General features: G+C 45.4%; 14 protein-coding genes. 1 reads left to right on the top strand and 13 read right to left on the bottom strand.

Going from position 1 to position 12,194, the window contains the following annotated elements; translation table 11 throughout:
* Nucleotides 1-117: 117 nt before the first annotated feature.
* From iscX to trmJ, 9 genes are all read right to left on the bottom strand, one after another.
* Nucleotides 118-312: a Fe-S cluster assembly protein IscX gene (gene iscX / locus AACQ75_RS02165; protein WP_010320404.1), complete on the bottom strand. Its 195-nt coding sequence runs from the start codon at nt 310-312 to the stop codon at nt 118-120.
* 50 nt (nt 313-362) lie between these two features.
* Nucleotides 363-701: an ISC system 2Fe-2S type ferredoxin gene (gene fdx / locus AACQ75_RS02160; RefSeq protein WP_010320405.1), complete on the bottom strand. Its 339-nt coding sequence runs from the start codon at nt 699-701 to the stop codon at nt 363-365.
* An 11-nt stretch (nt 702-712) separates the two neighbouring features.
* Nucleotides 713-2,566, bottom strand: coding sequence for a Fe-S protein assembly chaperone HscA (gene hscA / locus AACQ75_RS02155; protein WP_017047929.1), 1,854 nt, complete (start codon nt 2,564-2,566; stop codon nt 713-715).
* A gap of 21 nt (nt 2,567-2,587) precedes the next feature.
* A complete protein-coding gene (gene hscB, locus AACQ75_RS02150; RefSeq protein WP_094163330.1) occupies nt 2,588-3,103 on the bottom strand; it encodes a co-chaperone HscB in 516 nt (171 codons plus the stop codon).
* Between the two features lie 66 nt (nt 3,104-3,169).
* Nucleotides 3,170-3,493 carry an iron-sulfur cluster assembly protein IscA gene (iscA, locus tag AACQ75_RS02145; protein WP_010320408.1) on the bottom strand — a complete coding sequence of 108 codons (324 nt, stop codon included), beginning with the start codon at nt 3,491-3,493 and terminating at the stop codon, nt 3,170-3,172.
* A 62-nt stretch (nt 3,494-3,555) separates the two neighbouring features.
* Nucleotides 3,556-3,939, bottom strand: a complete 384-nt coding sequence (gene iscU, locus AACQ75_RS02140; protein ID WP_010320409.1) for a Fe-S cluster assembly scaffold IscU — start codon at nt 3,937-3,939, stop codon at nt 3,556-3,558.
* Nucleotides 3,940-3,995: 56 nt separating this feature from the next.
* Nucleotides 3,996-5,210, bottom strand: coding sequence for an IscS subfamily cysteine desulfurase (locus AACQ75_RS02135; RefSeq protein ID WP_013857499.1), 1,215 nt, complete (start codon nt 5,208-5,210; stop codon nt 3,996-3,998).
* A gap of 26 nt (nt 5,211-5,236) precedes the next feature.
* A complete protein-coding gene (gene iscR / locus AACQ75_RS02130) occupies nt 5,237-5,758 on the bottom strand; it encodes a Fe-S cluster assembly transcriptional regulator IscR (protein ID WP_026027698.1) in 522 nt (173 codons plus the stop codon).
* A gap of 115 nt (nt 5,759-5,873) precedes the next feature.
* Nucleotides 5,874-6,602, bottom strand: a complete 729-nt coding sequence (trmJ, locus tag AACQ75_RS02125) for a tRNA (cytosine(32)/uridine(32)-2'-O)-methyltransferase TrmJ (protein WP_170889401.1) — start codon at nt 6,600-6,602, stop codon at nt 5,874-5,876.
* A 177-nt stretch (nt 6,603-6,779) separates the two neighbouring features.
* On the opposite strand from trmJ, the gene suhB reads away from it, so the two are divergent.
* The gene (gene suhB / locus AACQ75_RS02120) at nt 6,780-7,583 is read left to right on the top strand and encodes an inositol-1-monophosphatase (protein ID WP_013857502.1); all 804 of its coding nucleotides are present in this window, start codon (nt 6,780-6,782) and stop codon (nt 7,581-7,583) included.
* 174 nt (nt 7,584-7,757) lie between these two features.
* Here the strand turns inward: suhB and secF are convergent, their stop codons facing one another.
* From secF to tgt, 4 genes are all read right to left on the bottom strand, one after another.
* Nucleotides 7,758-8,705, bottom strand: coding sequence for a protein translocase subunit SecF (secF, locus tag AACQ75_RS02115; RefSeq protein ID WP_013857503.1), 948 nt, complete (start codon nt 8,703-8,705; stop codon nt 7,758-7,760).
* A 14-nt stretch (nt 8,706-8,719) separates the two neighbouring features.
* Nucleotides 8,720-10,576: a protein translocase subunit SecD gene (gene secD / locus AACQ75_RS02110; RefSeq protein ID WP_017044259.1), complete on the bottom strand. Its 1,857-nt coding sequence runs from the start codon at nt 10,574-10,576 to the stop codon at nt 8,720-8,722.
* A gap of 19 nt (nt 10,577-10,595) precedes the next feature.
* Nucleotides 10,596-10,928, bottom strand: coding sequence for a preprotein translocase subunit YajC (gene yajC / locus AACQ75_RS02105; RefSeq protein ID WP_013857505.1), 333 nt, complete (start codon nt 10,926-10,928; stop codon nt 10,596-10,598).
* Nucleotides 10,929-11,035: 107 nt separating this feature from the next.
* Complete coding sequence (gene tgt / locus AACQ75_RS02100) at nt 11,036-12,166, bottom strand: tRNA guanosine(34) transglycosylase Tgt (protein WP_170889400.1); 1,131 nt, start codon at nt 12,164-12,166, stop codon at nt 11,036-11,038.
* Between the last annotated feature and the right edge of the window lie 28 nt (nt 12,167-12,194).

Raw genomic sequence — 12,194 nt, 5'->3', positions numbered from 1 at the left:
TTTTGTAGGGTCAAAATGTCAACTTGATAAAAAAACGGACCATTCGGTCCGCTCTTTTTAGTTAAAATTGTTAACTCTGTGATGTTTTACTGAATAACCATCATGTTAGCAATAGTCTTAGTCGATCTCTTCCATCCAACATAGAATAATCGCTTCGAGAATTTTTTCGTTGGAACGGTTTGGCTCATCATCAAACTCTTCCAGTTCCATCACCCACTGGTGTAGATCCGTAAAACGTACATTTTTAGGATCTACGTCTGGGTATTGCTCACAAAGCTCGATCGCAATATCACGAGAATCGGTCCATTTCATTTTGCTTTCCTTTTACAAACAGTGAACGGGCGTTAATACGCTCAATAGGATTAATGATCTTCAGAAGCCAGATTGAGTGTGTACTTTGGAATTTCAACCACTAAATCTTCGTTAGCGACTCTAGCTTGGCAGCCAAGGCGAGATTCAGGTTCAAGACCCCACGCTTTATCAAGCATGTCATCTTCCAACTCATCACTCTCATCAAGTGAGTCAAACCCTTCGCGAACGATAATATGGCAAGTCGTGCATGCGCAGGATTTTTCACACGCATGTTCAATAGCGATACCATTTTTCAGCGCCACATCCAGTACGGTTTCTCCTGCTTGCGCTTCCAGAACGGCACCTTCAGGACAAAGCTCTTGGTGAGGTAACACAATAATCTTAGGCATAATTTTTCTCTTTAAATATCATCTACCGATTGACCAGCAAGTGCACTGCGAATGGATTTATCCATACGGCGTGAAGCAAAATCTTGGCTGGCTTTGTCTGTCTCTTTAATTCCTTGCTCGATGGCATCGGCGCTATCACCATTACGCAGCACAATTAAATCTTCTATTGCATTCAGAAGGATCTGCTTTTCTGACTCAGATAACAATTCATCACCATCGGCCTGTAAGGCAGAGATCAAACCTTCGATAACGCGATCGGCTTCTACACGTTGCTCTGCCAGAGCGCGAGTCTGCATATCTTGTTTGGCAAACGTCATCGAATCTCGCAGCATATTTGCTACTTCATTATCACTCAGTCCATACGAGGGCTTAACTTGAATTTCCGCCTGAACCCCCGTACTTTTTTCCATCGCTGTCACGGAGAGTAAGCCATCTGCATCAACTTGATAAGTTACGCGGATATGTGCGGCACCCGCCGTCATTGGTGGAATACCTTTTAGTGAAAAACGAGCCAATGAGCGGCAATCGTCTACCATCTCACGTTCGCCCTGCACCGTATGGATGCTCATGGCTGTTTGACCGTCTTTGAAGGTGGTGAATTCTTGAGCTTTCGCAACAGGAATGGTGGTGTTACGTGGGATGATTTTTTCCACTAAGCCACCCATGGTTTCAATACCCAGCGACAGGGGAATTACATCCAGCAGTAACATTTCTGAATCGGGTTTATTACCCACCAAAATGTCGGCTTGAATTGCTGCACCAATCGCGACAACTTCATCAGGGTTGATGCTAGTTAGTGGTGTGCGACCAAAAAATTCACCAACTAAATCTCGAACCAGTGGCGTACGAGTTGAACCGCCGACCATCACCACTTCCAACACTTCATCTGCAGTAATCTCGGCATCTTTGAGTGCTCGACGACACGATAGTAAGGTTCTTTTTACTAGTGGCGTGATGAGTTGGTTAAACTCATCGCGAGTTAAACGCCCTTGCCAACCCAGCACAGAAACCTCGACACTATCGGTATCAGATAAGGCAATTTTCGCTTCGGTGGCCGCATCAAGCAATGCTCGTTGCTGCTCTGCACTGAGGGGTTCAGCTAAGCCGATTTGGCTCAAAAAATGGTCAGCAATCAAATGGTCAAAATCATCACCACCGAGCGCGGAATCACCACCAGTCGCAAGTACCTCAAACACGCCTTTCGACAGACGTAAGATAGAGATATCAAACGTACCGCCACCTAAATCATAAACCGCAATCACACCTTCTTGCGCTGAGTCTAAACCATAGGCAATCGCTGCAGCGGTAGGTTCATTGAGTAAACGCAGTACGTGCAAGCCGGCAAGTTGAGCGGCATCTTTGGTGCCCACGCGTTGCGCATCATCAAAATAAGCAGGTACGGTAATCACCACACCCGCTAATTCACCACCTAACGACGCTTCGGCACGCTGAGCAAGAGATTGAAGAATATCGGCGGAAACTTGAATCGGGTTCTTATCACCTTGAGCCGTTTGCAAAATAGGCAAACCGTTGTCACTGGCTTTGAAGCGATAAGGCAATGTGGGATAACGCGCCTGAATGTCAGCCAGTGAACGGCCGATCAAACGCTTCACAGAAATGATGGTATTAGCAGGATCAACTTGCGCGTGTGCTCTGGCATCGAAGCCTACGCAACGCTCTTGAGCCGAATAGTGGACCACCGAAGGGAGGATCGAGCGTCCTTGTTCATCAGCAAGCGTCGTCGCATTACCGCTTCGAACCGATGCGACTAATGAGTTGGTTGTCCCCAAGTCGATACCCGCTGCGAGTTTATGCTGATGCGGCGCAGAGCTTTGACCGGGTTCTGCAATTTGAAGTAATGCCATGGGTTGGTCCTTATTATCGAACTAGCCGAGTAACTGTTCTTCGACTCTTTCTATTTCATTTTTGAGCTTGGCAATAAATTTAAGCTTGCGAACCGTATCAGCCGCAAGGTTCCATTGAGCATGATTAAGTTGTTGCTCAACCAAGGTAAGATGCTGTTTATACATCTTGCTGACTCTGTTTTCAAAATCGAATAACGCACTTTCAACATCAGGCTGTGAGGCGATGGCTTCAAGCTCTTCTCGCAGCTCCATTTGCTCCATTAAAAACAACGGATCTTGCATGGTTTGGTGTTCTGCGCGTAACTCTATGCCTTGTTCAAGCAACAAGTATTCTGCGCGGCTGATCGGCGATTTTAATGTTTGATAAGCATCATTGATTTGCGAGGCGTTTTGCACAGCAAGCAGGCGATCTCGCTCAGACGCAGTGGCAAAATTGTCGGGATGAAACCGTTTTTGCAGCGCACGAAACTGAGAAGAAAGAAGGCTACCATCCAGTGCAAACTGACTTGGTAGCCCAAATAATTCAAAATAGTTCATTAACACATTGCTCCTAGTGCTCGACACTAGGCTCAAGCGAGCCTAGTCACGCCGAAAGCCAATCCGTTACACGTTGAAGCTTTCACCACAACCACATTCGCTTTTTGCATTCGGGTTGTTGAACTCAAAACCTTCGTTTAGCCCTTCTTTGACATAGTCAAGCTGTGTGCCATCAAGATAGACGAGGCTTTTCGAATCGATAATCACTTTGACACCATGATCTTCAAACACTTCGTCTTCTTCGTTAACGTCATCAACGAATTCAAGCACGTAAGCCATACCCGAGCAGCCTGTTGTTTTCACTCCAAGACGTAAACCTACGCCTTTGCCTCGGTTATCTAGGAATGCTCGAACGCGATGCGCTGCTGTTTCAGTTAAGGTAATGGCCATACTACAACCTTAGATTCTTAGTTTGAACTTATGGGAGTGAACCATCATTCACTCCCTTAATATTATTGTTGGTGTTTCTTTTTATAATCGGCAACGGCAGCTTTGATCGCATCTTCCGCCAAAATCGAACAGTGAACTTTCACTGGTGGAAGCTCTAGCTCTTCCGCGATTTCAGAGTTCTTAATCGCTGCCGCTTCGTCAATGCTCTTGCCTTTCACCCATTCAGTAACCAGTGAGCTCGAAGCAATCGCGCTACCACAACCGTAGGTTTTAAATTTTGCATCTTCAATGATGCCTTCTGGCGTCACTTTAATTTGTAGCTTCATTACGTCGCCACAAGCTGGAGCGCCAACCATACCACTACCAATGGTTGGATCTTCTTTATCAAAAGAGCCAACATTACGTGGGTTTTCATAGTGATCAATTACTTTTTCGCTGTATGCCATGATAGTTACCTCTAATCCTCTATTTCCTTGGGAATAAACCAGTGCCTTTTAAAGGACTAGTGATGTGCCCATTCAACGGTGTTTAAATCCACACCCTCTTGATACATATCCCATAGAGGAGACATGTCACGTAATTTGCTTACGGCTACGCGGATTTGTTCAACGGCGTAGTCCACTTCCTCTTCGGTCGTAAAACGGCCAAATGAGAAACGAATTGAGCTGTGCGCCATTTCATCGTTCAAACCAAGCGCACGCAGTACATATGACGGCTCTAAGCTAGCCGACGTACAAGCACTACCTGATGATACCGCTAAGTCTTTTAAAGACATCAGTAGCGATTCGCCTTCAACAAAGGCAAAACTAATATTCAGGTTGTGCGGAACACGCTGATCTAAATCGCCATTCACACTCACGGCTTCCATGTCTTGTACACCAGCGAGTAGACGATCACGCAATGCTTTTGCGTGGTCAAAATCTTTTTGCATGTCTTGCTTAGCAATACGGAATGCTTCACCCATACCTACGATTTGGTGCGTTGGTAATGTGCCTGAACGGAAACCACGTTCATGGCCGCCACCGTGCATTTGCGCTTCAAGACGGATACGAGGTTTACGGCGAACATATAATGCGCCAATCCCTTTAGGTCCATACGCTTTATGCGCTGAAAGGGAGATAAGATCCACTTTCATTTCTTGCACATCAAGGGGAATTTTACCGGCAGATTGCGCTGCATCTACGTGGAAAATTATCTTGCGTTCACGGCAAAGCTCACCGATCGCCATGATGTCCTGAATTACGCCAATTTCGTTGTTCACGTGCATGATCGACACCAAAATTGTGTCATCACGCATTGCCGCTTCTAATTTTTTTAGATCAATCAAGCCATTCGATTCTGGCTCAAGATAGGTCACCTCATAACCTTCACGCTCAAGCTGACGACATGGATCAAGCACCGCTTTATGCTCGGTTTTACAGGTAATGATATGCTTACCTTGCTTGGCATAGAAATGCGCCACACCTTTGATCGCGAGGTTATCTGACTCTGTCGCACCGGATGTGAATACGATTTCGCGAGGATCAGCATTAAGCAGTTCAGCAATTTGCTCACGCGCAGTGTCTACGGCTTCTTCTGCCTGCCAGCCATAACGGTGCGATCGCGATGCTGGATTACCAAAAACACCATCCATCGTCATGTACTGAACCATCTTTTCAGCCACGCGAGGGTCAACTGGACAGGTAGCTGAATAGTCAAAATAAATAGGCAGTTTCATTTTCTACTCCAATGTAAACATTGCCGCTATGAGCGGGCATTAAGACCTACGGGCACCGAGCCGATAATCACGGTATTGGTATTTTTATTGGTTAACCCGTGGTTCACCGTCAGGCCCAAGCCTTGGCGGTCAGAAATTTCTAGTACTTCATTATCAATCATTAACTCGCCAAGAGTAATGTTGTTCAGAAAATCACTAATGCGAGAGCTAAGATCTCGCCATAACGTATGTGTTAAGCAGCGAGTACCACCTTGGCAGTCGGCTCTTCCATTACATTTTGTTGCATCAACTGATTCATCAACAGCGGCAATCACAGTACCAATCGAAATTGAGCAGGCATCTGCACCTAAGCGGTATCCACCACCTGGACCACGCACACTAGCAACTAGCCCCGCTTTACGCAGTTTAGAAAACAGCTGCTCAAGGTAAGAGAGCGAAATGCCTTGCCGTTCGGAAATATCCGCCAGTGGCACTGGGGTTTGTTGCGAATGCAGAGCCACATCTAACATGGCTGTAACCGCATATCTTCCTTTAGATGTAAGTCTCATATCACCGTATCCACATTGATTATGTGGTTGGAATTTTTCCATACCTGACTAAATAGGTCAAGTATTTATTTGACTAATTTAGTCAGGTATTTAACCCTATTATTAATCTGGATAATTATTGATTGCTGCGATGCTTCTCAATTGAGGTCAACACACCACGTAATATATTGATTTCTTGAGACTCTGGACGCGAACGAGAAAATAGCCGACGGAGTTTATTCATGATCTGTCCCGGTTGTTCTTTTGAAATAAACTGTGTCTGTATCATTACCTTTTCAAGATGCTGATAGAACATTTCCAATTCGTGATGCAGAGGATACGCTTCTTCTGGCTGGGCTTGATAACCTTTTTTTTCATTATTTAGATAGGCAACACGCAGCTCATAACTCAATGTTTGTACGGCCATAGCAAGGTTTAACGAACTGTATTCAGGATTAGCCGGAATGCATACATGAAAATGGCATTTTTGCAGTTCATCGTTGGTCAGCCCGGTTTTTTCTCGGCCAAACACTAAAGCAACCGGGTATTGCTGCCCCTCTTGCGCCAATTTTTCTCCACATTCACGTGGTTCAAGCATTGGCCATTCTAAAGTTCGTGAGCGTGCACTTGACCCAACCACCAGGCCACAATCTGCGACAGCCTGCTCTAGCGTATCCACGACCTCCGCATTTAAAGCAATGTCGCTTGCTCCAGCAGCTAGAGCGATCGCTTGAGCGTCTACCTCGCATTGAGGCGAAACCAAAATCATTTTACTTAGGCCCATGACCTTCATCGCTCGGGCAGCAGAACCAATATTTCCTGAATGAGATGTCCCTACTAAAATGATTTTTACATTGTCTAGCATTACGTTGTACGCCACTCTATTTTAAACGACAGAATACTAACATAAACCTGACTAAAATGGTCAGGTCCTTTAGCTACACATGAACAACCGAGCAAAAAATAGCCACTTCCTTTTTAATAAAACTTTGTTATACTGCTGCCCGCTTTTTCGTTCTTTAACATCCGTTGGGAAAACTGTATGCATCCAATGCTAAACATTGCTATTCGCGCTGCGCGAAAAGCTGGTAACCATATTGCTAAATCACTAGAAAATACTGAGAAAATCGAAACAACTCAGAAAGGGACTAATGACTTTGTTACTAACGTAGACAAAGAAGCAGAAACTATGATCATCGATACAATCAAAAGTTCTTACCCAGAACACAGTATCGTTGCTGAAGAAAACGGGCTTATCGACGGTAAAGATAAGGACGTTCAATGGATCATCGACCCACTGGATGGCACAACAAACTTCGTCAAAGGTTTACCCCACTTCGCCGTTTCCATCGCGGTTCGCATTAAAGGCAAAACAGAAGTTGCTTGTGTTTATGACCCAATGCGCAATGAGCTGTTTACCGCTCAACGTGGTGCTGGTGCGCAATTAAACAACTCACGCCTTCGTGTTAAACAGTTAAAAGATCTTCAAGGCACTATTCTCGCTACTGGTTTCCCATACAAACAAAAGCAACATGCCGAATCTTTCATGAAAATCATGTCTGCACTGTTTGTTGAATGTGCTGATTTCCGTCGTACCGGTTCTCCTGCGCTTGATTTATGTTACCTAGCTTCAAACCGTGTCGATGGTTACTTTGAACTGGGTTTAAGACCTTGGAATTTAGCCGCTGGCGAGCTGATCGCTCGTGAAGCAGGCGTTATTCTTACCGATTTCTCTGGCGGTACTGAATACATGAAATCGGGCAACATTGTAGGTTCAAGTGCCCGTGGTGTTAAAGCGATTCTGAAACACATTCGTGATAACGGTAACAGCGCTATTCTTAAATAGGTTGCACTAAATACCATCAACACCGTCAAAATTGATTCAAGCCTCGTATAGCAATATACGAGGCTTTTTTAGTTTCGTTTTATACTTTGCTACTTAGAGTGACAGCGGTGAGATGGTTAGAAAAAAGCCGCAGAATATTCTGCGGCTTTGGCTATTTAAGAAACTTTCAGTCTGCTAAGGAAGTTCGTCGAACTCCGCACCCTCTTTTTCCACTTGAGGTGGAAGTAGGTGCTCACGGGTAATTCCTAATTTCAATGCCAACGCTGACGCAACATAGATAGATGAATAAGTACCCACGGTGATACCGAGCAGTAAAGCGGTGGCAAAACCATGTATGTTCGCCCCACCTTGCACAAAGAGTGCGATCACCACCAGCAAGGTGGTTCCCGATGTAATCAAAGTCCGGCTCAAGGTTTGGGTAATTGAGCTGTTCATGATCTCAGCTGAATCACCTTTACGCAATTTACGGAAGTTTTCACGGATACGGTCAAATACCACAATCGTATCGTTGAGCGAGTAACCGACAACGGTCAGCAAAGCGGCAACAATCGTTAAATCAACCTCAATTTGCATAATAGAGAAGATGCCAAGCGTGATGATCACATCGTGTGCAAGTGACATCACCGCACCCGCAGCGAGCCGCCATTCAAAACGAACAGAGACATAAAGCAAAATACAGATGAGCGAAGCCAAAATTGCTAAGCCTCCGGCTTCAGCTAATTCATCGCCCACATTCGGGCCAACGAACTCAATACGGCGCATCTCGACACTTTTTCCTGTCCCCTCTTTAATAGCAGAAAGAATTTGGTTGCCTAACGTCTCGCCAACCATGTCAGCACGTGGACGAAGACGAACCATCACTTCGCGCGCGGAACCGAAATTCTGCACCGTCGCATCGCCAAACCCTTTCGCTTCCAAAGCACTGCGGATATCTTCAAGATTAGCTGGGTGTTCAAACCCAACTTCAATCAAAGTACCGCCGGTGAAGTCCAGTCCCCAGTTCAACCACTTGGTTGATAAAGTGAAAATAGACGCACCAATCATTAAAAGAGAGAATAAAAACGCAAATTTAGACCAACGCATAAAGTCGATCGTTTTATCTGCTTTTAGAATCTGAAACATAGTAATTCCTAGCCTTAGATCGACAATTTTTTAATGCGTTTACCACCATATAACAGGTTCACAATACAGCGAGTCCCGATAATAGCGGTAAACATTGAGGTTAAAATACCGATAGAAAGTGTGACGGCAAACCCTTTGATGGCTCCAGTACCCACAGCAAATAGAATGATTGCCGTAATCAACGTAGTGATGTTGGCATCAGCAATGGTACTGAACGCGTTAGCATAGCCTTGGTGGATAGCTTGTTGTGGGTTTCGTCCATCACGGAGCTCTTCACGAATACGCTCGAAGATCAGAACGTTAGCATCCACGGCCATACCAACCGTCAATACGATGCCCGCAATACCCGGCAAGGTCATTGTCGCCCCTGGGATCATCGACATCACACCAATAATGAGCACAAGGTTCGCCATCAATGCAATATTGGCAATCAAGCCAAAACCACGGTAGTAAAGCAGCGTAAAGAGCATCACCGCAACCATACCCCAGATGCAGGCTTGAATGCCCATATCGATATTTTGCTGCCCCATTGATGGACCAATGGTACGCTCTTCAACAATAGAGATTGGCGCAATTAACGCACCTGCACGCAGTAAAAGTGCAAGGTTTTGAGCTTCTGCAGCAGAATCAATTCCCGTGATACGGAAGTTACGCCCAAGAGCCGACTGAATCGTTGCTTGGTTGATCACTTCTTCATGCTTATCCAGAATCACTTTGCCATCAGGTGTCCGACGGCCGCTGTCTTTGTACTCTGCAAATACCGTTGCCATAAGCTTGCCAATGTTCTTTTTAGAGAACGCCGACATCTTATTTCCGCCTTCGCTATCTAACGAAATGTTCACTTGCGGGCGACCATATTCATCCATGCTAGAGCTGGCATCCGTGATACTTTGACCACCTAGAATCACGCGTTTTTTCAAGACAACCGGGCGACCATTACGATCAGATTTGATTTCACTCCCAGCAGGAGCACGACCAGAAGCCGCGGCGGCTAAATCAGCCTTGTCATCAACTTCACGAAACTCAAGAGTCGCGGTTGCGCCAAGAATTTCTTTAGCACGAGCAGTATCTTGAACCCCCGGTAACTCAACCACAATGCGGCTGGCACCTTGACGCTGTACTAAGGGTTCAGCAACCCCTAACTCGTTAACACGGTTACGCAAAATCGTGATGTTCTGCTCAACGGCGTAATTTCGAACTTCCTGCAAACGCTGCTCAGTAAATTGAGCAATCAGCGCAAAGCGACCGTCAGCCTTAGACGTAGTAAAAGTCATATCAGGATGTTTCGACGTTAATGCTTGCTGTGCTTGCTCTAATTGCTCATCGTCACGCAAAGTGACTTCCACTCGATCGTTGCCCACTGAGCGAATAGCGCGGTAGCGAATTTTGTCATCACGCAGTTCGCTGCGAAACGCTTCTTCTTGCTGGCCAATCAATTTTTCCATTGCGGCATCCATATCCACTTCCATTAAAAAGTGAACACCACCACGCAGATCAAGGCCAAGCTTCATCGGTGCCGCGCCAATAGATTCCAACCAAGAAGGCGTTGAAGGAGCAAGGTTAAGTGCAACAATTGTATCTTTGCCTAACGCTTCACTCACCACATCACGCGCACTGATTTGAGTATCGGTATCGTTAAATCGAACAAGAATTGATCCATTCTCTAGAGCAATGGATTTATGAGAAAGGCTCTCTTTATCAAGAGCTTTGGTGACAGCATCCAGCGTTGACATATCAACAGAGGCGCCACGCGCCCCTGTAATTTGAATTGCCGGATCTTCACCGTAAATATTTGGAAGTGCATATAAAGCAGAGAGAGTGATGGCGAACACCACTAACAAATACTTCCATAACGGATAACGGTTTAGCACAGCAAGGATCCTTTAGCTGTTATAAAGACTTAAGCGTACCTTTTGGTAGCACCGCTGTAATGAAATCTTTTTTGATCACAATTTCATTGTTCACATTCAGTTCGATAGAGATGTAATCGCTGTCTTCTGCGATTTTAGTGATTTTACCCACTAAACCGCCACTGGTTAACACTTCATCACCTTTAGTCATGGCGGCCATCAAACTTTTATGCTCTTTAACACGTTTGGCTTGTGGGCGGTAAATCATGAAGTAGAAAATAACCGCAAACATACCAAGCATGATCAGCATTTCATAACCGCCACCTTGTGATGCACCTTCACCTGCTGCGTGTGCTACAGAAATTAAACTCATTGAAAACGTCCTCTAAAATATTGTTGTGTAATGTGATTCTAATTGGGCTGCGTTGGCTTAATTTCAAGTTTATCACTTCACAAATTAAGCAAAACGCAGCAAAACCGTTATTGGCCCATTGGTGGAACTTCACGATTGCGACGAGCATAAAACTCCTCAACAAACGCGTCGAAGCGATCTTCTTCAATCGCTAAACGAATGCTTGCCATCAGGCGTTGGTAATAACGTAAGTTATGAATAGTATTTAAACGCGCACCCAGAATTTCGTTACAACGATCCAGATGGTGTAAATACGACTTCGAATAATTTTTGCAAGTGTAACAGTCACAATGCGGATCCAGCGCAGTTGTATCGGTTTTATGTACTGCATTACGGATCTTGATCACACCACCCGTCACAAATAGATGGCCATTACGTGCATTTCGCGTTGGCATCACACAGTCAAACATATCGATACCGCGACGTACCCCTTCCACTAAGTCTTCAGGTTTACCGACACCCATCAGGTAGCGTGGTTTATCTTCTGGCAATTGTGGACAGGTGTGCTCAAGTACACGGTGCATGTCTTCTTTAGGTTCACCCACCGCTAAGCCACCAACAGCGTAGCCATCAAATCCGATCTCGGTTAAGCCTTTCACGGAAACATCACGCAAATCTTCGTAAACACTGCCTTGCACGATACCAAATAGCGAGTTGGTGTTCTCTAATTTGTCGAAATGGTCACGTGAACGCTGCGCCCAACGTAAAGACATCTCCATTGATTTTTTCGCTTCGTCGTGCGTCGCAGGGTACGGCGTACACTCATCGAAAATCATCACAATGTCAGAGCCCAGATTTTTTTGAATTTCCATCGACTTTTCTGCGTCCATGAAAATCTTGTCACCATTTACTGGGTTACGAAAATGCACCCCTTCTTCCGTGATTTTGCGAATATCACCCAAGCTAAACACTTGGAAACCACCTGAATCGGTGAGGATCGGGCCTTGCCAGTTCATAAAATCATGCAAGTCGCCGTGCATTTTCATCACTTCTTGGCCAGGGCGCAGCCACAGGTGAAAAGTATTACCGAGCAAAATTTCTGCGCCCGTCTCTTTTACTTCTTCCGGTGTCATGCCCTTTACTGTGCCGTAAGTACCTACAGGCATGAATGCCGGTGTTTGCACAGTGCCACGTTCAAAGGTTAATTGCCCACGGCGAGCATTTCCGTTTTTCTTTTTAAGTTCGTATGTTAACTTCACGAAGCCTCCAATGTCAGAGAAACAGTCT

Origin of the sequence: Vibrio sp. B1-2, assembly GCF_963888445.1 — a bacterium.
Taxonomy (GTDB): Bacteria; Pseudomonadota; Gammaproteobacteria; order Enterobacterales; family Vibrionaceae; genus Vibrio; species Vibrio anguillarum.
Note: the sequence above shows the minus strand (reverse complement) of the source record. Positions and strands in the feature narration are given on the sequence as shown.